The organism is Paraburkholderia sp. GAS42 (genome assembly GCF_050436565.1).
GTDB lineage: Bacteria > Pseudomonadota > Gammaproteobacteria > Burkholderiales > Burkholderiaceae > Paraburkholderia.
In genome coordinates this window covers 117,790-140,919 of sequence record NZ_JBNDML010000013.1, presented here as the reverse complement: position 1 = coordinate 140,919, position 23,130 = coordinate 117,790, and the positions used below count along the sequence as shown (strand labels likewise).

Here is a 23,130-nt window from a genome sequence, read left to right as displayed (position 1 = left end):
TCGTGCCGCGCAAGGCCCGCGCGGAAAAGACTGCTTTGACGATGCAGTCCATCGCGCCTCGCGATGGCTGGGAAGCCTTGTGGCACGGCGCTGACGAGGCACAGAGGGAAAACCCCTAAGGGCTATCGAGGAGACGCCTGCGCGCCGTCTGGAGCGGTGGAGGCGGTCGTGGCGGCCGTCAGCAGCAGATGATCGAGCAGACGGGCAGCGGGCAACGCCAGCGCTGCCCGATCGCGTACACAGATCACGAAGCGGCGCTCGACCCACGGTTCACGCAGCGGCACCACGGCAAGACCGTATTGCTCGCGCATATGCGGCGCAACCGCTTCGCCCGGCAGGATCGCGACAGCGAGACCCGCCTGCACGAAACGGCACGCGGCATCAAAGGTCGATACATAGCTGCGATAACGCAATTCGTGGCCTTTTTCCGCCGCGATGCGCTGCATCAATGCATTCACCGACGCGTTCGACGCAAGCCCGAGGTGATCGAACGCGAGCGTCTGCTCGAAGCTGATGGCGGCCTCGCTGGCAAGCGGATGTGATGTCGGCACGACGAGCGCGAGATGATCCGAACGATACGGCAGCACATCGAGATCGCCGGTGGGCACGACATCGCGACAGATACCGATATCCGCGACGCCTTCCTCGATGCCACGCACGATATCGACGCTTACGCGCTCTTCGACATCGACGCGAATCCGCGGATGCGCGGTCAGAAACGTGGACAACGTCTCCGGCAAAAACTCCACCATCGACGACACGTTTGCAAGCACGCGCACATGTCCGCTCGCGCCTGCGGCGTATTCGCCGAGTTCGGCCTGCAGCCGTTCGTGGCTGCGCATGATGAGTCGCGCATGCTTGAGTAGCGCTTCGCCAGCTGCGGTAGCGCGCACACCGCGCTGGCTGCGCGAAAGCAGCGCGACATCGACGAGTGCTTCGAGATCAGCGAGCCGTTTGCTCACCGCCGAAGGGGCGATGAACTCCCGCTCGGCCGCGCGCGCAATCGTGCCTTCCTCACACACGGCGATGAAGAGGCGTAACGTCGTCTGGTCGATCTGCCACATGGGATCGTGCGCGGAACTGGATTCGGAATCGGATGCGGAACCGGCTGGAATCAGCGCGGAATCAGACGCGCAGCACGTGCCCGTCCGGCCCAATCTTGCGCGGGATATCCGTATTCGGGTCGATCGGGCGAACCTTCACGCGCGGCGCAGCGGCCACCGCGCTCGCAGTGCTTGCGGCCGGGTCAGTGACTTTCTTCGCGATCGTCTGGGATGGCTTTCTGGCGCCTGTCTTGTGGCCGGTCTTTTTCTGCGCGCCGGGTTTCGCTGGCGCGGTATGCGCTTCAGGCGGATTCCAGACCTCGACGTACCGATCCCCCGCATACGCGCTCGACGCGATGCCCAACAACGCTACCGGCAGAATGAATGTGCGCAAGAAAGGTCTCCAGCGGGTCCGGCCGCGCCCTGATGACGGCGACGCCAGCTATATGGTCGCAACACTGTACATTCATACAGGCTTAGGCGCAAACGTTACATTAAAAAATGACGGGCCGCTGCAACAGCACCCGTTGACAGCGAAATTTTGCCGGGGCACCGGACTGCGTGGACTTCGTCCCTACTGCCCGTTTTTTATGAGGGCACCGTTTGACCCTGAAAGCGAGCAGAATCGCGAAAACTGCGCAGCGCTTTCCGCCTGCGCGGAAGCAGGCCAGCAGGCCAGCACACCCATGTCTGGCAGCAGTTCGTTCTCAGGAGACATCACATGGATCTGAAACTGCGCGGCAAGGTTGCGGTACTGACGGGCGCGAGCGCCGGCATCGGGCTCGCGGTGGCGGAAGGCTTTGCGGCCGAGGGCGTAAACCTCGTGCTGGCCGCGCGCCAGCAGGACCGGCTCGACGCTGCCGTCGCGCAGATCAGCGCGAGTCATGGCGTGCAGGCGGTGGCCGTCGCCTGCGACGTCGCGACAGCTGAAGGCGTCGACCGGCTCGTCGACGCCACGATGCAGGCGTTCGGCGGCGCCGACATCCTGTTCAACAACGCGGGCACCGGCAGCAACGAGACAATCATGAACGCGCCCGACGACAAATGGCAGTCGTACTGGGACCTGCACGTGATGGCGGCGGTGCGTCTTGCGCGCGGCCTCGCGCCCTCGATGAAAGTGCGCGGCGGCGGCGCGATCCTTCACAACGCGTCGATCTGCGCGGTGCAGCCGCTCGGTTACGAGCCGATCTACAACGTCACGAAAGCCGCGCTGATGATGTTCTCGAAGAACCTCGCGAACGAACTGGTGAAAGACAATATCCGCGTCAACACGATCAATCCGGGGCTCGTGCTGACGCCTGACTGGATCAAGACCGCAAAGCAGCTGACGCAGGATTCGGGCGGCGACTGGGAAGCGCATCTGCAACAGGTCGCAGACGAACATGCACCGATCCGCCGTTTCGCGACGCCGGCAGAACTCGCGGATTTCATCGTGTTTCTCTGCTCGGAACGGGCGAGCTACAGCGTAGGCGCAACGTATTTCGTCGACGGCGGCATGCTGAAAACGGTGTGATCCGTGAGCCTGCGTGTGACGTAGAATCGCTGAACCCGAGCCACTCGCGCAAGGAGATTACGCATGCCAAGCCCAACCGGATCAGTCGTGGCGCTCAGTTCAGCAGCCTCGACAGTATTCTCGATCGGCATCGTTTTTCTCGGCTACTGGGGCGTCCATGAAGACACGAAATGGGCCGTCTCGCACGTGTTCGTGGTCGGCTTCGCGCTTGCAGGCTTCGCCTGCCTCGGCCTCGTTCCATGGATGGCGACGAGCCCCGTCGAACCCGATACAAGCGACGTGAAGATTCGCGTCGCGCGACGGATGTTCGTCGCTGGTGTGAGCGCGATCTGGCTCGCCGTGACGCTGTCGATCATTGTGTAAGTTGCGAAGCGCCACAGGCACCATTCGCTCCTTGCCGTGCCGCACAATCCGTTTGATACTGGATCGCACTTCACACAATCTGCTACGGTTGTGCGCAGTTCACGGCATCTTCTTCCTGTCATCGGAGACAAACCCATGCGAATGGAAACGGCCTTCCTGTTCGACCTCGACGGCACGCTCGTCGATAGCGTCTATCAACATGTACTGGCGTGGAAAGAAGCACTCGACGCGGAGGGCATCGAACTCTCGGTATGGCGTATTCACCGCAAGATCGGCATGAGCGGCGGCCTGTTCACCAACCAGTTGTTGCGCGAGACGGGCGGCGACATCAGTCAGGAACGCGTCGACCGGCTGCGCCGCACGCACGCCGAAGCGTATAAGCGCCTGCGCGCACAGGTGTGTCCGTTGCCCGGTGCGCGCGAACTGCTCGCAACGCTGACAGAGACCGGCACGCGCTGGGCGATTGCCACGAGCGGCCGGATGGAGACGGCGGCGGTCAATCTCGAAGCGCTCGGCGTCGATCCGTCGAAGGAAGTGGTCGTCACGCGCGATGACGTCAAGTATGCGAAGCCCGATCCTGATCTCTTCATCGCGGCGGCCGCGCGGCTTGGCGTGCCGATCGAGCAGTCAGTGGTGGTTGGCGACAGTATCTGGGACATGCTCGCCGCCCGTCGCTGCCGCGCGCTTGGCGTTGGATTGCTATCGGGCGGCTATGGGCTGGAGGAACTCGAACGCTCCGGTGCGCTGCGCGTCTACGAAGATCCGCACGACCTCTTGCTGCATCTCGACGAAGTCGCGGCGCGTCCATGACGGGACCGCACGGACTCTTCACGTCGCGTCAATAAATTCTTGACAAGCCTTTCGCCTCCGATGACACTCATCGACATGCCTATGCTCCTGTCTATCGCGAACGCGATTAATCACCCAATCCACGCCATCTACGGCGGGCTTTGGTCAGGACGCGTGCGCTAGTTTCATCGATTCACGCAGATTCCCCAAGGCCCCGCCGGAAACGACGGGGCCTTTTTCTTTGTGTACGTCCCCCGTCGTGTCGGCATTCAGACGGAGATGATGATGGACGGGAGCAGTCAGCAAGACCGCGCGGTATTCAGCGGATCGCAGCACGCACAGGAACAGCAGTCGCAGCAGCGCAGGTACGTGGTGCAGTTCGCGGTTGCAGCGGGCGAGACGGTGTCGTTGAAGATTCGCCGCGATGCGGTGGTCTCTTCCGCTGGCGCGCACCTGTGGGTGACGCGCGCCGGCGACAAATGGGATTACTGGCTGAAGCCCGGTGAGACCTTGCGTCTGTCGCGCGGCGAGCAGGTGTGGGTGATGGGTGAAGTCGATGCGCATGCAACGATCGGCGCACAGCGCGATGCCGACGTTACGCTCACGATGTATCTCGCGCGACGCCGGCGCATCCGCTGGAAATGGGCGTTGCGGCCGGCCTTCGCGCTCTGGTGGCGATAGAGGTCAGTCGATGCGCGCGTCGGATGCGGGCGCGGCGTGCCGGTCAGATGCGATCCAGCGCGACCTGTTGCGGCACGTTCCAGCCACGCGCAACCGCGAACGCGACGGTGGCGCGCGCCAGTTCGAGCGTGCTGTCGATCAGTGTGATTGTCGGCGCGGACAGGGTGTGCGCGGCCAGCGGAATTTCGGTGCAGGCCATCACGGCTGCACGCACACCCTGCGCAATCAGCATCGCAAGCGCTGCGGAGAGTTGCACGGTCGCCTCGTCGACGTCGCCGGCTTTCGCCGCACGCACGCATGCGTCGAGGCGCGCCTGCGTGATCCCGTCCGGGACGACCGGATCGACGCCCCGCGACGCGAGCGCCTCCTGATAGAAGCCCGACGCCACCATGCCGCTCGTGCCGAGTATGGCCACGCGCTCTGCGCCGGCCGGGATAGCCGACACGCACGCTTCGCCGATATGAAGAATCGGCGCTGCACTTCTCGCCTGCAGTTGCGGATACCAGTGGTGTGCCGAATTGCATGGGATTGCGATCACGCCGACCTCGTTGCGGTTCAGCAGATCGACACCTGAGAGCATGGCGGGCAGCGGATCTTCACCGCCATCGAGTATCGCGAGCGAACGATCGGGAATGAACGGCAGGTTCGCGACCAGCATCGGCAGATGCTCCTGGTCGCAGGTCGCGTGTGTCAGGCGCACGACCTTGTCCATGAAATCGACGGTCGCAAGCGGGCCCATCCCGCCGAGAACTCCGATGAGTGCCATCCCTTAGGCTCCAGTGACTTCAACGGACGCGGCCCACATGCTGGCCGCGGCATCACCCGCCGACAGCGACGGGCGAGCGCAGCATAACGCAGAAACACGGATCTCATACAGTGGGTGGCTAACAGAAGAAACCTGGGTCAGGATAAACCATGAGAAGGCTCGCGCCGGCGCGTCGAATCCGTCGCTGTACCGGAGGCCGGCGGCCATAGGAAAAGGCCTCACGGAGAGGCCTTTGGCGAGCCAGGATGGCGACCTCAGATCTGTCGACGCAATTCCGCGGGCGGCACCTTCATCAGATGCCGGTATTTCGCCACAGTGCGGCGCGCGACGAGCACCCCCTGATCGGCCAGCATCCTGGCGAGCGTGACGTCTGAAAGTGGATCGCTGGCATTTTCCGCGGCGATCATCTCCTTCAGCAACGCGCGCACCGCCGCGGCCGAGCAGGTTCCGCCGCTTTCCGTGCCCAGTTCGCGTGGGAAGAAGTGCTTGAACTCGAAAATGCCGCGCGGCGTGGCCATGTACTTGTTGCCCGTTGCGCGGGAAATCGTCGATTCATGCAGGCCGAGTTCGTCGGCAACATCGCGTAGCACGAGCGGTTTCAGCGCGATTTCGCCGTACTGGAAGAACGCGCGCTGGTGCGCGACGATGCATTCGGCAACGCGCTGGATCGTATCGAAGCGCTGCTGTGCATTGCGGATCAGCCAGCGCGCTTCCTGCAACTGCTGCGCGAGCGGCGAGCGGCTCGCGCCGGCCGATTGCGCAAACAGCTCCGCGTACTTGCGATGAATCCGCGCGCGCGGCATCACGGCCGGATTGATCGTCACGACCCACTTGTTGCGCACCTGACGCACGATTACATCGGGCACCACGTAGTTGTCTTCCGCGTTGCCATAGAAATTGCCGGGCTTGGGATCGAGTTTGCGAACCAGCGCGCATGCAATGCGAAGCGCCTCCGCGCTACAGCCGATCTGCTTTTGCAGTTCCGCCTGTTCACGACGCGCGAGCCGTTCAAGATGATGGTCGACGACCTCTATCGCGACATCGCGGCCTGGCGTGTCATCGTCCATGCACTCGAGTTGCAGCTTCAGGCATTCCGACAATGAACGCGCGCCGACACCCGGGCGATCGAGCACCTGCACGAGTCGCAGCGCGACGAGCAGTTCCTGCTCTGTCAGTTCCGGTTCGACGTCAAACACATCGGCGAGATCGGCGAGATCCTGGCGAAGATAGCCGTCGTCATCGAGCGACTCGATGATCAGGCGCGCGACTTCGCGGTCGCGCTCGTTCAGCGGGTAAAGACGCAGCGCATCGTGAAGCTGTTCGTGCAGCGAAGGTTGCGAGCGCGCCCATTCAGCCGGGTCGCGTCCTTCACCGTCGCCGTTATGACGCGATGAGCCACGATCGAATGAGTCGCCGCTGTAGTCGACGCTGTAGTCAGTGCTGTAATCGCTGGCGGGTTCGTCTTGAGAGGACGCATCGGCACTATCGGACGAAGGCACATCCGCGACGGCATCTGTTGTCGTCGGCACGGGCGCACCGATCGCCTCGATACCCTCGCTCGGGCTCTCGCCTGCGAGCGCGACGTCTTCCGTTTGCGACGCGTCGTATTCGAGGAACGGATTGGTGTCGAGCGCCGTGCGCAACTCCTGCTGAAACTCCAGCGAAGACAGTTGCAAGAGCCTCACTGACTGTTGAAGTCGAGGGGTCAGCGCAAGCGATTGTCGTGTGCGTAGCTCGATTGAAGGCGACATTGTAGTGCGATCCTGTTGAAGATTCTGGTTCAAACGCCCCGAAGGAAGTCCCCTTGGGGGACGCCCCCGAAGGAAGTCCCCTTGGGAAAACTGTCGTTTGGCTGATTAAGGCAATCACCGTACCAGGTCTCGCAAACCACTGTTTTTTCAGCAATATGAATGTCACACGGGCAAATTTAGTCCGCTGCGAACCGCTGTCGCGTTCCATTTTTACAAGCCGCCGGAAAAATCCGCGCCTGCGGACAAACCCGTTTCATCTCCTCTTCACGCTTTCGATTCCACCCTGCAATCCCGTCCCGAAAGGGATGCAGCCGGACAAGGGGCATCAACGGACTGTAATGGCACGCGGATTGCGCCTTCCTTGCCGTGGACGGATGCGGAGACCCGCATTCGATGTCGACCACGGGGCTGACGGAACCGTCACGCGGCAACCCGCCCCCACGCGCGTCATCAACGGCAACGGCCGCGATCGACCGCACAGGCAACAAGACCGCAAAACTCTTCAACAACCCGAAAGGAGAAGTCCATGAAAACGATCCAGTTCCTCAAGGCCGCAGGCAGCATCACATGTGTCGCATTCGCCCTGAATGCGAACGCCCAGTCGACCGCTTCCGCACCGGCCAGTGTGTCGGAATCGATGGGAGCGCACGTCGACGACACGACGATCACCACCAAGGTCAAGGCTGATCTGCTTGCCAGCAAGAACGTCAAGTCGACCCACATCCATGTGAAGACGCAAAAGAGCGTCGTATGGCTCACGGGGTCGGTGCCTTCCGCCGAAGACAAGACCGCTGCAGGAGAGGTCGCGCATCAGGTCAGCGGCGTAAAGGGCGTGAAGAACCATCTGAAGGTCGCCGCAGAATAAGCCAGGCGTTCGGACCGCGATTCCGGTCGCGGCCCGAATGAAAAAAGCCGTCCGCATTTTCCGTGGACGGCTTTTTCTTTTGCTGCACTGCGCTACGTGGTGAACCTGCGTGATGAACCTGGCATCGGGCAGCGAGATCATCTCACTGCCCGACATCCCCTACCCGTTTAGTCCATTGCTTTAGCGGGCCGCGTATTGATCGCGCAGATCGCGGATGCGGTCGTGGTTCTGAAGCACGCCCTGATACTGGCGCTCCACTACCGCGCGAACATCGGCTGGCAGTTCCTTTTCGAGCGCATCGTGATAGCGCTTCTTCGCAACGTCTTCGCCCTTTTCGCACTCGGCCAGAATCTCGTGGTCGCTGCGATTGCTGAGGACCGACTTGAGGTCAAGCCAGCCGCGATGCAGTGCACCCGTCATGGAGCCACCCGTATCCGGCTTGCCGCCGAGCCGCTGGACGGTGTCCTGTAGCTCGCGTGCGCCACGCGCGCAGTCATCCGCGCGGCTGACGAACAGCGACTTCAGTTGCGCGTCATGTGCATCTTCGGCTGCCTTGCGAAAGCCCTTTTCTCCGTCCTTAGAGGTTTCGACCAGATCATTCAGTTCGGAAACAACGTTCGTAGCCATATAAAAGCTCCTTAAGTCTGGTTTAGTCGGTTGCCGCGGTAAGGCTGCGGTCCTTTGGATAGACGCACGCGGCGTGCCCGCCTCCTGGCTTGTTGCGCAGCACCCGGCCGTTGTGAAGAACGTTGTTTCGTCGCGTAAAAGTTGCCTGGCGGCGTTCGCGCGTAGCGAGCGGCCCGCGGCAATGGCCAATACGAGTAAAGGCGTCTGGAAGACCGCAAACAACGCAGCACCCAGAATCGCGCCTATGGCAGCCCCGATCGTGACGCCCTTGCCCGCACCCTTCGGCGTGTCCTGCGCGCCTGGATCGACGCCCTGATCAACGCCGATCGGATAACGCGAGTGCTGTCCGCGCGGTTGCCGTGCGGGCGTCGCCTGGCGTACACATGCCCGCTACGCCTTCAGCCCGTGATCCGGCTCCATTCCTTCTACCCGGAAGAGCCCGCTGTGCAGCACGACGCTTTCGCCGTCGTTCTGATCCAGCGCCTCGGCGCACACGGAACGGATCCGGGCGCGTCCGCGCTGGAATGCTTTCAGAAGCGTGTCTTCCAGAGTACCGTCTGCGCCAAAATGGTCTTCAAGTGCTTCCGCCGTGATGACGCAGACAACGGGTTGCCCGTCGACGGCCGCCGTGAAGCGCACCGCCAGATTTGCGCCGTCGAAGACGGGCGCATCGTCGGGGAAAGTGATCGTCATGTTGGCATCCTCGTAGGCAGCCCTCGACAGGATCGCACTCATAATGCGCCCTTCTTCGCGTTGCCCAGTTGCTGCGCCATAGCGAGATGGTGCTGGATCATCGGTAGCGCCTTCGTGGCCGCCGCCTTCAGTTGCTGATCGGTACCGCTTTCGCTCTCCTTCTGGAACAGTTCGACCGCCTTCTGATGGCCGCTCACCGCTACGTCGGCGACATACGCCTGATCGAAATCCGCACCCTTCAGGCCCTGCAACTTTCCTACGACGGCAGAATCCGCTGACGGTGGCGCCTTGAGGCCCTTCTTCGCCACGACGACGTCAAGGTTGCGGGCAAGTTTCGAGTGATCGGCAATCATCTGTGTCGCAAACTGCTTGACCTGCGGATCGCTCGAGTTTTTCAGTGCAAGCTTGCTCGCGGCCATTTCCGTCGCGCCGGCCTGCGAAGCATCCTGCACGAACTGCTGATCGGCCGCCGACAGCTTTGTTTGCGCCGCAGCCGATGGCTCGCCCGTCTGCGCATGCGCGGCGCCGAGCGTTATCATCGCAACGCCGATCGCCACAGCCGATACGCGAAGTGAATGCTGGAATGTCAGCGCACGTTTCGGTTCAACGAGTTCGGCCTGCTCGAATCCGTCGACAGCGGGTACCGCGATCTTGCAACCTTTAAGCGTGTTCTGCATATGTTTTCTCCCTGTTACCTGATGGTGAGTGGGGATCGAAATCCTGCTGCAGCGCACTGCGCCGCATCCGCCCGCGCATACAGCGCACGACGGAGTCACAGGGAAGGACGCAAAAGGTGTGCCTGAGAACTTCGGATAAGCGCGTCCACAAAAAAGGAGAGTTCAGACGATGACGCAACCCGGCGATACCACGCATGCGGAGCGCAAACAGGCAGCACGTTCACTGCTCGATATGTTCAAGGCACTGCCGGCGCGCGAGCGGATGGCCGAAGGCGGCATCATGGCCGTTCAGGCCGTGGGGGGTGCCAGTATGGCGTATGTGATCGGCCGTATGCTGCACACCGAACAGGCGTTCTGGGCCGCCATTACCGCAATCGCCGTGACGCAGCACAGCTATATCGACACGCAGCACCTGTCGCGCGACCAGTTTATCGGCGCGATCGTCGGCGGCGTGGGCGGGCTGGCTGGCGCCTTGTTCGGCGGTGGCTACCTCGCTTCCTACGCACTCACGGTAGCTGTCGCGATCATCGCGTGCTGGGGGCTGAACATCGGCAGCGCGGCGCGCCTCGGCGGCGTCACGGCTACGATCATGCTGCTCGTGCCTGCAAGCGGTTCTCCATTGCACATCGCGCTGATACGGCTGGGGGAAGTCACACTCGGCGCACTCTGCGCCCTGTTCATCAGCTGGCTGATTTCAGTTATCGAAACGCGATGGCTCGCGAGGGCCCGAACCGGGCCCTGACCTGCCCACACATTGCCGCCGCCTTACCGCTTCGATCGCACAGCGTGTCCTGACTGCGTCAGCTGCTCGCGTCGCTGTTCGCCCTGTCGCTCGAACATCCATCCGGGATACTCGGATGGCAGGCGGCTCACCTCATCGAGCTTCGCCAGTTCGTCGGCGGACAGTTCGACCTGCGTCGCCGCGATGTTGTCGTCGAGCTGTTCGACTTTTTTCGCGCCGACGATCACGGTCGTCACCGCGCGTTGATGCAGCAGCCAGGCCAGCGCGATCTGCGCAACCGATACGCCTTTGCCTTCCGCGATGCCGCGCATCACGTCGATGCAGTCAAACGCGCGGTCGCGATTGACCGGCGGAAAATCGAACGTCGTGCGGCGGCTACCGGCTTCGCCTTGCTGCTCGCGTCCGTACTTGCCGCTCAACAATCCGCCAGCAAGCGGACTCCAGACCATCAGCCCCAACCCCTCGCTCTGCAGCATCGGCACCAGTTCCCGTTCGAGATCGCGGCCAGCGAGCGTGTAATACGCCTGCAACGTTTCGAAGCGCGCGAGCCCGAGGCGTTCAGCGATTCCAAGCGCTTTCACGATTTGCCATGCAGCCCAGTTCGACACGCCGACATAGCGTACATGCCCATGCTGTACGAGCGTATCGAGCGCCCGCACCGTTTCTTCAATCGGCGTAGCCGGATCGAAACCGTGGATCTGATACAGATCGACGTGATCGAGTTGCAGACGCCGGAGACTCGCCTTGATACCGTCGATGATGTGATAGCGCGACGCACCCCGCGCATTCGGAAACTCGCCAGTAGCGCCAAACACCTTGGTCGCGACGACTACGCTGTCGCGCGGCACCTTGAGATTCTTCAGCGCCTGCCCTGTGATCTGCTCGGAGAGTCCTTCCGCGTAGACGTCCGCGGTATCGATGAAATTGATGCCGGCATCGAGCGCGCGCCCGATGAGACGCTCGGCGTCGCCCTGCTGCAGATCGCCGATCTGCTTCCATATGCCCCCGCCTCCGCCAAACGTCATCGTGCCGAGACACAGCTCAGAAACGAACACGCCGGTACGGCCCAGCTGGTTGTATCGCATCGTCAAAGCTCCGTGGGTGGATGAGTCAACATGTGAGGATACTGCACACATCGCGATTCTTCATGACGCCCGGTCAGGCTGAAAGCTGCTGGTCAGACAAGGGGCAATGCAGCGTATTCGTTCGTCTGACCCGCTCCAGACGCAGAAGCCGGCCTCAATTGAATGAGCGCACAACGATGTGCGACCAGATTGTTAAATAGATTTTGTAATGCTTTGAAAGGAGTCTATAACTCATTCAGCTAATGCCACACCCATTCCCATTTGTACGGAAAGGACGTGTCGATGAAGAGATCGTTCGAGATCAGTGTCGGTGGCGTGGTATTGCTCGTCAAGGTATTCTCCCAGCCTGCGAACGCTGCATGCACGAACAACGCTCCGCCCAGTAACACCACCGTCACCTGCAGCGGCAGCAACACCACCGCTGTCATCACGCCGACCAGCAGCACAGGCGTCACGATCAATCTCGATTCGACCAGTTCCGCAACCTTCGTACACGCGCTGAACGCGGTGGGGTTCAGTGTCGATCACGCGAGTTCGATCACGAACAACGGCACCTTCTCGCTGACCGGCAGCGGCGGCACCGGTACATTGCGCGGTGCGGTACTGCTCGGCGCAGCCGACAACAACCAGTTGACGAATGCAGCGGGCGGCGTGATCAACACGACGGGCGCATTCAACGACGCGATGGCCGCCAACGGCAGCGGCAACACGCTCACCAACAACGGCCGGATTACGACGGCGGGACCGAATGCTTACGGCATGACCGCGGCGTGGGGGCAAACCAACTCGGGTCAGTTGAACAACACGCTCGTGAACACCGGCAGCGTGTCGACGTCAGGCACCAATGCACGCGCGGCGTCGATACTGGGTGGCAGCGGTTTGATCAACAACAGCGGCACGCTGTCGACCACGGGCGCGGCAAGTCCCACCGCCTATATGCAGGGCAACAACGACCGGCTGATCAACACCGGCTCGATCACGGCCAGCGGCACCGGTTCGGACGCCGTATTTTCGAACACGGTGGCGTCGAGCTTCTCCGTGCAGATCGAGAATCGCGCGGGCGGCAGCATCATCAGCCAGAATGGCTCCGGTATCCGGACGCTGAACGGCAACAGCACCATTATCAATGCAGGTCTGGTGCAGAGCGGGATTGGTACCGCCATTACGATGGGCAACGGCAACAACTCGCTGATCCTGCAAACGGGTTCCGTGATCAACGGCACCGCGGACGGTGGCGGCGGCACGAATACGGTGGCATTGCAGGGATCGGGTACAGCATCGAACGCGTTCACGAACTTCCAGATCCTGCTGATGCAGGGCACGCAATGGGACTGGACAGGCACGGGTACCTTCACGACGGCGCGCGTGCAGAGCGGCACACTGAATCTGGTCGGCACGCTCGGCAGCTCGACGAATGCGCTCGTCGACACCGGCGCGACGTTGCAGGCCACCGCGCAAAACCTGCCGCTGACGGTGACGGACAATGGGCTTGTCCGTTTCGCGCAGACCGCGAACGGCACCTACGTGGGCCTGATTTCCGGCGCCGGCGTGATCGAAAAAAACGGCGCAGGGACGTTGACGCTTGCGCCCTCAGCTACGGGTGGCAACACGTATTCGGGCGGCACGCTGATCGACGGCGGCACGCTGGCCATCGGCGCGGATAACGCACTGGGTGCGACCAGCGGCGGCGTCACATTCGATGGCGGCACATTGCAGTTGACGCAGCGTGTCGATCTCGCTGGCACCCGTGCGATTACGTTGAATGCCGGTGGCGGCACGATCGATACGCAGTCGTTTTCGTCGACGCTTGCGCAGGCGGTGACGGGCACGGGCGCGCTGACGAAAGCCGGCAGCGGCACGCTGCTTTTGAACGGCGTCAGCACGTACAGCGGCGCGACGAATGTTGCGGCAGGCACGCTCGCGCTGGGCGACGCGGCACACACCAACGCCGCGCTGACCGGTGGCGGAAACACGACGGTTGCTTCGGGCGCGACGCTCGGCGGATACGGCAGCGTCACCGGTACGGTCACGAACAACGGGACGATTGCAACGGCGAACGCATTGCCTCTGTTTTCGAGCGCAGCGAATGGAAGTTTTACGGTCAACGGCTCACTCGTGAATGCCGGGCTCGTTCAGATTGGCGGCCAGGGCGTGGGTAACCGGTTGATCGTCAATGGCAACTACGCAGGACAGAACGGCACGCTTGCTTTGAACACCGTGGTCGCCGAAGACGGCGCGGCCTCGGATCGTCTTGTGCTGAGCGGCGGGACGGGTGCGGGCACGACGAGCCTCCAGATCGCGAACGTCGGGGGCCAGGGCGCTCAAACTGTCGCTGATGGTATCGAGGTGATCCAGGCAACCAACGGTGCGACGACTGCAGCGAGTGCATTCCGTCTCGCTGCACCCGTGAAGGCCGGCGCGTTTTCGTACTTTCTCGCAAAGGGCGGCGTAACGGGCGGGAGCACCGGTAACTGGTATCTGCGCAATACGGTCGCGCCGCTGCCGGCCACAAGCACACCGACCACGCCCGTCGCCGAAGCCGGCGTGCCGCTCGCCGCCGAAGGCAGCCCGCCGCTGCCTGACGCCCCACCCGCGGGATCCGATCCCATCCCGCTCTATCGCCCCGAAGTGCCGGTCTACGCCGTGATGCCCGCGGTCGCGCGACAACTCGGCATCCTGCAGGTCGATACCTTCCACGAGCGCCAGGGCGAGCAATCGCTGCTGAGCGAAACAGGCCCGGTGCCGGCGAGCTGGGGACGCATCTGGGGCGGCCACAGCACCTTTCGCGAGGATGGCGCAGCAAGCCCAGGCTTCGATGGCTCGGTGTTCGGCGCGCAGGCGGGCCAGGACCTCTACGCGGACACCCGCGCGAGCGGCCATCGCAATCACTACGGCGTGTTTGCAGGCTTTGCGCGGGCGACGGGCGATGTCGAAGGCTTCGCGCTCGGCATGCCGAATCTCGACGCGGGACATCTCTCGATCAACGCGTACAGCCTCGGCGGCTACTGGACGCATATCGGCCCCGGCGGCTGGTACACCGACGCCGTGCTGATGGGCAGTTCACTGACGATGACCCCGGTTTCGCGCGACAACCTCGGTGCAACGACACACGGCACGGCGGTGACCGGGTCGCTCGAAGGTGGCCTGCCGATCCCGCTCTCAGCGGGCCTGACTGTCGAGCCGCAGGCGCAACTGATCTGGCAGCGTCTGTCGATCAACGATCTGAACGACGGCGTCTCGACGGTCAGCTTCAACAACGGCAACACATTTCTCGGACGGATCGGCGTACGGCTGCAGGGCCGCTTCGATACGATCGGAACGAGCTGGCAACCGTGGCTGCGTTTCAACGTATTGCGCTCGTTCGGATCCGACGACAAGGCGACCTTCGCGGGCACGACAGTGATCGGCACGACTGTCGGGCAGACGGCCGGCCAGATTGGAGCGGGAGTCGTCGGAAAGATCGGCAGGTCAGCGAGCGTCTTTGCGACGGCAAGCTGGCTGACCAACCTGGGTGGCCCGCATCAACGAACCATCCTCGGCGACGCGGGCGTGCGCTGGGCCTGGTAGGCACATGCCGCGTGCCGCGCACACCCGAGTTTTTTTCGACACGGCGAACGTGTGTTTCGTCCACGCCACCCTTCCCTGTCGAGCCCTGGCGGGTAGCCATTTTCACGGCGCTGGCACGCCCCGCCAAAACCTGCCAGACTTTCCGTTCGACCACCGAAACGGACGGTGCCCGCCGCCCTCTGGAAATGGCACGTCGCGCCCCCACCTACGGCTCCATGACTCCCGGCTCCTCCGCAGCGGGCGCGCTGGCCGGCTTTCATCCGGCCGTCGCCGGCTGGTTTCTCAAGGCCTTCCCTGCCCCGACCGACGCCCAGGCGGCCGCCTGGCCGGAAATCCGTCGCGGCCGCTCGACGCTGGTCGCCGCGCCCACCGGTTCCGGCAAGACGCTCACGGCCTTTCTCTCGGCGATCAATGAACTCGTCAAACAGGGCATCGACAACGACGGCGAGCTGCCCGATGAAACGCTCGTCGTATACGTATCGCCGTTGAAGGCGCTGTCGAACGATATCCGCATCAACCTGCAGACGCCGCTTGAAGGCATCGCGAGCGAACTGGCCGAACGCGGACTGCCTGCACTCGATATTCGCACCGCCGTGCGCACCGGCGACACCACGCAGCAGGAACGCAATGCGTTGAAGAAGCGCGCGCCGCACATTCTCGTGACCACACCTGAATCGCTTTACGTGCTGCTCGGTTCCGATTCGGGCCGCCGCATGCTGGCAACGACGCGTACAGTCATCGTCGATGAAATCCACGCGATAGCGGGCGGCAAACGTGGAAGCCATCTGTCGCTCAGCCTCGAACGACTCGATGCACTATGTGGGCGACGTTTGCCGCGCATCGGCCTCTCTGCGACACAAAAACCGGTCACGGCCGTCGCACGCTTTCTGACCGGCGGCGCTGCGATCGATGACGACGCGCCTGCCGATTGCGCGATCGTCGATGTCGGTCATGTTCGCGCGCGCGATCTCGCGCTGGAAATGCCACCCGTGCCACTCGAAGCGGTGATGGCGAACGAAGTGTGGGAGCGCGTCTACGACAGGCTCGCAGAACTCGTCGCGATGCATCGCACGACGCTCGTGTTCGTCAACACGCGCCGCATGGCTGAGCGCGCGTCGCGACATCTGACCGAGCGGCTCGGCAAGGAAGCGGTGGCCGCGCATCACGGCAGCATGTCGAAGGAGCATCGTTTCGACGCTGAGCAGCGTCTGAAAAGTGGTGACCTGCGCGTTCTGATCGCCACGGCTTCGCTCGAACTCGGCATCGATATCGGCGACGTCGATCTGGTCTGCCAGATGGGTTCGCCGCGCGGCATCGCGCCGTTCCTGCAACGCGTCGGGCGCTCGGGACACCATGTCGGCGGCATGCCTAAAGGGCGCCTCTTTCCCACCTCGCGCGACGACCTGATCGAATGCACCGCGCTCCTCGACTGCGTGCGGCGCGGTGAACTCGATACGCTCGTGATTCCGCGCGCGCCGCTCGATGTGCTCGCACAGCAGATCACAGCGGAGGTCGCGAGTCAGGAATGGAACGAAGAAGCGCTCTTCGATCTCTTCCGTCACGCGGCGCCGTATGCCGGTCTCGATCGCGAGCAGTTCGACGCCGTGCTGCGCATGCTTGCCGAAGGCTATACAACGCGTCATGGCGCGCGCGGTGCCTGGCTGCATCGTGACGTGGTCAACGGCACGCTGCGTGGCCGCCGCGGTAGCAAGCTGGTCGCGGTTACGTCAGGCGGCACGATTCCGGAGAATGCAGACTACGCGGTGATTCTCGAACCGCAGGGCGTGAACATTGGCACGGTCAACGAAGACTTCGCGGTCGAAAGTCTCGCGGGCGACGTGTTCCAGCTCGGCAACACGTCATACCGGATCCTGCGTGTCGAAACGGGCCGCGTGCGGGTGGAAGATGCGCACGGGCAGTCGCCGAACATTCCATTCTGGCTGGGCGAAGCGCCAGGACGTAGCGACGAACTGTCGATGGGCGTCGCACGGCTGCGTGCCGACATCGATCGCCTCTTGTCGTTCAAACCGGAAACGATAAACGTTGAGCGTGCAACCATCGCGCCCGCAGGCGACGGCGTTGCTATCGCCGAACGCGAAACCGCTACGCTCGCGCCGCAGATCGAACATGCGATCGACTGGCTGATCGAACACATCGGTATCGATGAATCCGCCGCGCGGCAGATCGTCGAGTATCTCGCGCGGGCGCGTTCAGCGTTAAGTGTTTTGCCGTCGCAGGAAACGCTCGTGATGGAGCGGTTCTTCGACGAATCCGGCGGCACGCAGCTCGTGATTCACGCGCCGTTCGGCAGCCGGTTGAATCGCGCGTGGGGTCTCGCGCTGCGCAAGCGCTTTTGCCGTACGTTCAATTTCGAGCTGCAGGCCGCAGCAACCGAAGACGCGATCATCCTGTCGCTCACCGGCAGCCACAGCTTTGTGCTCGATGAAGTGTGGCGCTATCTGCATTCGAATACTGCCGGGCATCTGCTGATCCAGGCGCTGCTCGACGCGCCGCTTTTCGGCGTGCGCTGGCGCTGGAACGCGACAACCGCGCTTGCATTGCCGCGCTATAACGGCGGCCGTAAAACCCCACCGCAGATCCAGCGCATGCGCAGCGACGATCTGCTGGCCGCGGTATTTCCCGATCAGGCGGCGTGTCTGGAGAATATCGTCGGTGAACGCGATATACCGGCCCATCCGCTCGTCGATCAGACGATCGACGACTGTCTGCACGAAGCGATGGATACCGATGGCTGGCTCGCCCTGCTCCGACGCATCGAACAGGGCAAGCTGACGCTCGTCGCACGCGATCTGCCCGCGCCCTCGCCACTTGCCGCCGAAATCCTCACGGCAAAGCCCTACGCATATCTCGACGACGCGCCGATCGAGGAACGCCGCACGCAGGCCGTGCTCAATCGTCGTTATACCGACCCGGCTTCCGCCGACGATCTCGGCGCGCTCGATCCCGAAGCGATCGAAAGCGTGCGGGACGAAGCGTGGCCGGAAGCGCGCAGCGTCGATGAAATGCACGAAGCGCTGACGGGTCTCGCCTGCATCACTGAGACGGAAGCGCAGCGCAATGAAGGCTGGTCAGCATGGCTCGACACGCTGGCCACGGGCGGCCGCGCGACGCGCATGCAGGTCGGTCAGGATGACACATTGTGGTTGCCGGTCGAACGCCTGATGTGCCTGCGTGCAATCCATCCCGATGCGCCCATCGATCCCGCCGTGAAAGCGCCCAAGGGTTATACGGAAACATGGACTGCAGAAGACGCGATTGTCGACGTCGTACGCGCGCGTATGACCGGATTTGGTCCGCTACCCGTGCCGCAGATTGCACGTGCGCTTGCGCTGGATGCGTCTGTGCTGGCGCAGGCGTTGACGCGACTTGAAGCGGAAGGCTACGTGATGCGTGGCCGGTTCACGCCCGGTGCAAACGAAGACGAATGGTGCGAACGTCATCTGCTTGCACGCATCAACCGCTACACGGTGAAGCGGTTGCGTCGCGAGATCGAGCCTGTCGAGCGGCACGATTTCATGCGCTTCCTGTTCGCGTGGCAACACGTGACGCCCGACACGCGCGGAGAGGGACGCGAAGCGCTAGCCGCCGTAGTCGACCAGCTCGAAGGATTTCAGGCTGCTGCGGGCGCGTGGGAAGAAGACATTCTGCCCACACGTCTCAAGGATTATTCGATTACCTCGCTCGACGAATTGTGCCGCTCGGGCAAGGTGGTGTGGACCCGGCTGACCGAACGCTCGAAGGTCGCGGCGGCGCCGGTGCGCAGCACGCCGATCGTGCTGTTGCCGCGCCGGAACGTGAACGTCTGGAGCGCGCTGATCGATACGTCGAAATTGCCGGACCTGTCGCCGCGCGCTCAGCACGTGTACGACGCGTTGAAGGAACACGGCGCGATGTTCTTCGACGAATTGTTGACTGATGTACGCGTGCTGAAAATCGAACTGGAAAATGCGCTGGGCGAACTGGTCGCCGCGGGTCTTGTGAATTCCGATAGCTTCGCGGGTTTGCGCGGGTTGCTGAAGCCGGTTGCCAAACGCAATGCATACTACGGGAGCCGCCGGCCACGCGGTGCCGGCGCGCTGATCGGCGGAATGGACGACGCGGGCCGCTGGGCGCTGGTGCGGCGTCGCGTAGCGCCTGCAGTGGAGACGTCGCCGCTGCTATCCATCCGGCCGCCACCCACTGACCCCGAGGTGCTGGAACATATCGCCATGACACTGCTGCGCCGCTATGGCGTCGTGTTCTGGCGTCTGCTCGAGCGTGAAGCCGACTGGCTGCCGCCGTGGCGCGAGCTGCTGCGCATGCTGCAAAAGCTCGAAGCGCGCGGACTGGTGCGCGGCGGACGGTTCGTCAATGGCCTCGCGGGCGAGCAGTTCGCGCTGCCCGAAGCGATTCCAATGCTGCGCGAAGTGCGACGTCATGCGAACGATGGTGCTTTTGCATGCGTGTCGGGTACGGACCCGCTGAATCTCGTCGGCACGTTGTTGCCAGGCGACAAGGTGCCTGCGGTGAGCGGCAACCGGGTGTTGTATCGCGATGGCGTGCCGGTGGCGACGCTGGTGGCGGGTTCGTTCGGCTATCTCGGCGATTTCGACGCAGAAGCACGCGAACGCATGCGTATTGCGCTGGCACACCGCTACTGAAGCTCTGGCGAAATGGCAAGGTCATGCGACCTTCGATAGCAGTCGCGCCGCCCCAACACCTGGCTTTAAAACCACAAATCTGTTAAAGAAATGGGAATATCCCGTCGTTAACCTGTTACGAAACCCGTCATCCGGCCACCTGGATACAATGAAGCCAATCTTCGACGGAAGACCGTTTGCCGCCCGACCGCTCGCATGCGTTTACAGCGAGCCCGATGGCGCAGCTTGTCCGGGGGACCCCATGCAGGATGACCAGGAGCACCAGGTGCTGTTTGCGCACTTCGGCACGACCAGCCCATGCTGGCGTCTGTCGAGGGATAGCAATGCGCTTGAGTTGACCGCAGAAACAGGGTCCGGGCCCGCTGACGTCGCCGTCGCCCTCACCGGCCAGCAGGCCGCCCAGATCCGGCGCCTGACTGGCATCACCGCCAGTCTGATCCTCGATATTCGCCTGTTCGGCGAATCGTTGCGTCTGCATCTGGTCGGCAAGAAGCTGAATGGCATGTCGTGGGCCGGCACCGCTTCCGCCTATTCCGATACCGAATCTGTCGCGCGCGATCTCGTGCACGGACTGTCGTTTGCCGAACAGGTCGTGTCGGAGGTCAATTCACTCGTCGTGATTCTCGATCAGGCCGGACGTATCCAGCGTTTCAATCGCCTCGGCGAAGAACTGTCCGGCATGAAAGAAGAGGACGTGATCGGTAAAAACGTCTGGGCGCTGTTCATGTCGTCGGAAGACGGCGCGGCGTCCAGTTTCAATATCAGCGGCTTTTTCAATCGCGGTGTGTCGTATGAGGTCGAGCGGCTCGTAAAGACCGTTCACGGCGAACGTCTGTTCCTGTTCCGCAACAAGTTCGTCAAAAGCGGGAGCGGCGTGGACGAGCAGTTCCTCATCTGTTCCGGCACCGACATCACCGAGGAACGGCGCGCGCAGGCGCGTCTGTCGGAACTGGCGAATACCGATTCGCTCACGGGCCTGCCGAACCGCAATGCCATCCAGGACAGAATCCGCAAGGCCATCGAGTCCGCGAAGGAAGGCGAATCCGTCGGCATTCTTTTCCTCGATCTCGACAACTTCAAGAAGGTCAACGATCACTACGGTCATGTGTTCGGCGACCGGCTGATCCAGGACGTTTCGTCGGCGATCCGTGGCTGCCTCGATGAAGGCGACACGATCGCGCGCCTCGGTGGCGACGAATTCATTGTGCTCGCAACCAGCGCGACGCGGGCCGCGCTCGAAGCGACCGCGCAGCGCATTCTCGAGCGCCTGCGCACGCCGTTCAGCCTCGGGCTGGTCGAGGTGTACACGGGCTGCTCGATTGGCATCGCGCTGTGTCCCGAACATGGCGACAGCCTCGAATCGGTGATCCGCTCCGCCGACACCGCGATGTACGTCGCGAAAGACGAAGGCAAACGCACCTGCCGCGTGTTCTCGCCGGAGATGGACCGCAAGGTCGCCGAGTACATGTGGCTCGACACGAACCTGCGGCGCGGTCTCGAAGAAGGCCAGCTCACCCTCTTCTATCAGCCGAAGCTGGAGCTTGCCACCGGCGTCGTAAAGGCCGTCGAGGCGCTGGTGCGCTGGAACTCGCCGGAGCGCGGCCAGATCCAGCCGAACGAGTTCATCCGTTACGCGGAAGAATCGGGCCTGATCGGGCCACTCGGCCGCTGGGTCATGCAGACCGCGGCGATGCAGGCCGCAGCGTGGAAGGCACAAGGGCTGGATCTGCGCGTGGCGATCAATGTGTCGGCACGGCAACTGGTCGATACCGCCGTGGTGCGGCATTTCAGCGAAGCGCTCGAACGCGCGAATCTCGATACCTGTCTCGTCGATCTGGAGCTGACAGAAAGTTGCCTGATCGAAGACGAAGCCGCCGCCATCGAACTGATCACGCAGTTCCGCCAGCTCGGCGCGCAGGTGCATCTGGACGATTTCGGCACGGGCTATTCGTCGCTGTCGCAGCTTGGCCGGATTCCGCTCGATGTCATCAAGCTCGATCGCAGTTTCGTGCGGTCGATCAACGCCGACAAGAAGGCGCAGGCATTGGTGCGCTCGATGGTGGCCGTCGCGCAGGAACTGGATCTGAAGGTGGTCGCCGAAGGGATCGAAACCGAAGCCGAAGAAGTATTCATGAAAGGACTCGGCGTGGAATACGTGCAGGGGTACCGTTATGGCCGGCCCATGCCCGCCGCGGAGTTCGAAGCGTGGTTGCGCGACAGACAGAAAGTCAGACTCATCGCCTGAACGTCAGCTGTCGCGCTTACTGCACTGCCATTACCGTTTACCGTTTTCTGTTGTTGGCCGTGTTAATCGGGGCTTCTGGTGCGGCCACGAATGATTCAGGGGCCCTTACGCCACGTTCGCGCTCGGCGCCGGGCTTGCACGCAGATTCGACGTTCGGCGGTTCTGCAGCATCACGAGGCGCTCCATGAAGGCAAGATCCTTCTCTTCGATCGTGAACGCCGCCTCGACCCAATCTTCCGTGATCTCCATCAGCTCGGCACGCGAAAGCTGCAGCACGCGCTGGCGCGCGCGCATCATCGCGCGAATGCCGTTCAGCTTCGGGCGCATCGTGTCGATGAAGGTACGCGTGGCGACGTAGGCATCGCCCGGTTCGAACAGCTGGTCGACGAGTCCCCGCGCCGAATGCCATTCCGCCGTGTGCGATTCGCCGACGCCGATCAGTTCCTCCGCGAGACGCATGCCCGCCTTGCGCGCGACCAGTGAGTAGCCGCCCATGCCGGGGAACAGGTTGAAGGCAATTTCCGGAAAGCCCATCCGCGCGTCGTTCTGCGCGAGCAGGAAATGGTGCGCAAGCGCAGCTTCGAAGCCGCCGCCGAGCGCCGTGCCCTCCACCATCGCGATCGAAATCGCGCCGGTATCGAAACCGCGTGCGGCAGCGTGAACGCAATCGACGCAGGATCGCGCATAGGCCATCAGTTCCTCGCGCTTGCCCGAGCGGATGGCGTCGGCAAAAAAGTCCAGATCGCCGCCGACGTTGAACATCGTCGGAATCAGCGAGCCGGTCACCCAGAAGTCGATCGGCAGTCTGGATTCACGCGCGGACCGGGCAAGGCTCAGGATGTCGTGCACGAGTTCTATGTTGAAACACGGACGGGGTTGCGCACGCAACATCATCCACATAACGTTGCGGCCTTCTTCGTAGTAGGCGGAAATTTGTGACAGATTGCCGGCTTCAATGAAGGGACGGCAGGCGTGATGGTTACGGAGATTCATTTTGGTCCTCATCAGGTTTTTAAATCCAGGTAAAGCAATGGGAGCCTAAAACAGACCGGAATTCCGTGG

Annotated in this window: 19 protein-coding genes; 10 read left to right on the top strand and 9 right to left on the bottom strand. The window is 62.7% G+C overall.

Features of this window, described 5'->3' with window-relative positions:
- Window positions 1-122: 122 nt before the first annotated feature.
- Together P3T16_RS20155 and P3T16_RS20150 are read right to left on the bottom strand one after the other, a co-directional pair.
- Window positions 123-1,064 (bottom strand): LysR substrate-binding domain-containing protein, encoded by a 942-nt coding sequence (locus P3T16_RS20155; RefSeq protein WP_429255703.1) that lies wholly within the window; start codon window positions 1,062-1,064, stop codon window positions 123-125.
- 61 nt (window positions 1,065-1,125) lie between these two features.
- Window positions 1,126-1,437 carry a hypothetical protein gene (locus tag P3T16_RS20150; protein WP_429343583.1) on the bottom strand — a complete coding sequence of 104 codons (312 nt, stop codon included), beginning with the start codon at window positions 1,435-1,437 and terminating at the stop codon, window positions 1,126-1,128.
- On the opposite strand from P3T16_RS20150, the gene P3T16_RS20145 reads away from it, so the two are divergent.
- The 5 genes from P3T16_RS20145 to P3T16_RS20125 all read left to right on the top strand — a co-directional run bounded on the left by P3T16_RS20145 (window position 1,424) and on the right by P3T16_RS20125 (window position 4,389).
- A complete protein-coding gene (locus P3T16_RS20145) occupies window positions 1,424-1,774 on the top strand; it encodes a hypothetical protein (protein WP_429343582.1) in 351 nt (116 codons plus the stop codon). The genes P3T16_RS20150 and P3T16_RS20145 overlap by 14 nt on opposite strands.
- Window positions 1,765-2,556, top strand: coding sequence for an SDR family NAD(P)-dependent oxidoreductase (locus tag P3T16_RS20140; RefSeq protein ID WP_429255705.1), 792 nt, complete (start codon window positions 1,765-1,767; stop codon window positions 2,554-2,556). Before P3T16_RS20145 ends, P3T16_RS20140 begins: the two co-directional genes overlap by 10 nt.
- A gap of 63 nt (window positions 2,557-2,619) precedes the next feature.
- Entirely contained in the window at window positions 2,620-2,919 is a 300-nt protein-coding gene (locus P3T16_RS20135; RefSeq protein WP_429255706.1) for a hypothetical protein, read from the top strand.
- A 135-nt stretch (window positions 2,920-3,054) separates the two neighbouring features.
- Window positions 3,055-3,729, top strand: a complete 675-nt coding sequence (locus tag P3T16_RS20130; protein WP_429255707.1) for an HAD family hydrolase — start codon at window positions 3,055-3,057, stop codon at window positions 3,727-3,729.
- A 264-nt stretch (window positions 3,730-3,993) separates the two neighbouring features.
- Entirely contained in the window at window positions 3,994-4,389 is a 396-nt protein-coding gene (locus P3T16_RS20125; RefSeq protein ID WP_429255708.1) for a DUF2917 domain-containing protein, read from the top strand.
- Window positions 4,390-4,432: 43 nt separating this feature from the next.
- Here the strand turns inward: P3T16_RS20125 and P3T16_RS20120 are convergent, their stop codons facing one another.
- A complete protein-coding gene (locus tag P3T16_RS20120; protein ID WP_429343581.1) occupies window positions 4,433-5,155 on the bottom strand; it encodes an aspartate/glutamate racemase family protein in 723 nt (240 codons plus the stop codon).
- Window positions 5,156-5,409: 254 nt separating this feature from the next.
- Window positions 5,410-6,906, bottom strand: a complete 1,497-nt coding sequence (locus P3T16_RS20115; RefSeq protein ID WP_429343580.1) for an RNA polymerase factor sigma-54 — start codon at window positions 6,904-6,906, stop codon at window positions 5,410-5,412.
- Window positions 6,907-7,432: 526 nt separating this feature from the next.
- On the opposite strand from P3T16_RS20115, the gene P3T16_RS20110 reads away from it, so the two are divergent.
- Entirely contained in the window at window positions 7,433-7,771 is a 339-nt protein-coding gene (locus P3T16_RS20110) for a BON domain-containing protein (RefSeq protein ID WP_429343579.1), read from the top strand.
- 180 nt (window positions 7,772-7,951) lie between these two features.
- Here P3T16_RS20110 and P3T16_RS20105 read toward each other — a convergent pair whose 3' ends face one another.
- The 3 genes from P3T16_RS20105 to P3T16_RS20095 form a co-directional block, all read right to left on the bottom strand.
- Window positions 7,952-8,398 carry a PA2169 family four-helix-bundle protein gene (locus P3T16_RS20105; protein WP_429343578.1) on the bottom strand — a complete coding sequence of 149 codons (447 nt, stop codon included), beginning with the start codon at window positions 8,396-8,398 and terminating at the stop codon, window positions 7,952-7,954.
- A gap of 390 nt (window positions 8,399-8,788) precedes the next feature.
- The gene (locus P3T16_RS20100; protein WP_429343577.1) at window positions 8,789-9,133 is read right to left on the bottom strand and encodes a DUF1488 domain-containing protein; all 345 of its coding nucleotides are present in this window, start codon (window positions 9,131-9,133) and stop codon (window positions 8,789-8,791) included.
- Window positions 9,130-9,681: a DUF4142 domain-containing protein gene (locus P3T16_RS20095; protein WP_429343638.1), complete on the bottom strand. Its 552-nt coding sequence runs from the start codon at window positions 9,679-9,681 to the stop codon at window positions 9,130-9,132. The genes P3T16_RS20100 and P3T16_RS20095 overlap by 4 nt, the downstream gene beginning before the upstream one ends.
- A gap of 256 nt (window positions 9,682-9,937) precedes the next feature.
- On the opposite strand from P3T16_RS20095, the gene P3T16_RS20090 reads away from it, so the two are divergent.
- A complete protein-coding gene (locus P3T16_RS20090) occupies window positions 9,938-10,510 on the top strand; it encodes an FUSC family protein (RefSeq protein WP_429343576.1) in 573 nt (190 codons plus the stop codon).
- A gap of 23 nt (window positions 10,511-10,533) precedes the next feature.
- On the opposite strand, the gene P3T16_RS20085 is transcribed toward P3T16_RS20090, so the two are convergent.
- Entirely contained in the window at window positions 10,534-11,595 is a 1,062-nt protein-coding gene (locus P3T16_RS20085; protein ID WP_429255715.1) for an aldo/keto reductase, read from the bottom strand.
- A 282-nt stretch (window positions 11,596-11,877) separates the two neighbouring features.
- Here P3T16_RS20085 and P3T16_RS20080 point away from each other — a divergent pair, with 282 nt between their 5' ends.
- The 3 genes from P3T16_RS20080 to pdeR all read left to right on the top strand — a co-directional run bounded on the left by P3T16_RS20080 (window position 11,878) and on the right by pdeR (window position 22,068).
- Window positions 11,878-15,162: an autotransporter outer membrane beta-barrel domain-containing protein gene (locus P3T16_RS20080; RefSeq protein ID WP_429343575.1), complete on the top strand. Its 3,285-nt coding sequence runs from the start codon at window positions 11,878-11,880 to the stop codon at window positions 15,160-15,162.
- A gap of 185 nt (window positions 15,163-15,347) precedes the next feature.
- Entirely contained in the window at window positions 15,348-19,823 is a 4,476-nt protein-coding gene (locus tag P3T16_RS20075; protein ID WP_429343574.1) for a DEAD/DEAH box helicase, read from the top strand.
- A gap of 241 nt (window positions 19,824-20,064) precedes the next feature.
- Complete coding sequence (pdeR, locus tag P3T16_RS20070; RefSeq protein WP_429255718.1) at window positions 20,065-22,068, top strand: cyclic di-GMP phosphodiesterase; 2,004 nt, start codon at window positions 20,065-20,067, stop codon at window positions 22,066-22,068.
- A 105-nt stretch (window positions 22,069-22,173) separates the two neighbouring features.
- Here pdeR and P3T16_RS20065 read toward each other — a convergent pair whose 3' ends face one another.
- On the bottom strand, window positions 22,174-23,061 hold the full coding sequence (locus tag P3T16_RS20065) for a crotonase/enoyl-CoA hydratase family protein (RefSeq protein ID WP_429255719.1): 888 nt from the start codon (window positions 23,059-23,061) through the stop codon (window positions 22,174-22,176).
- Between the last annotated feature and the right edge of the window lie 69 nt (window positions 23,062-23,130).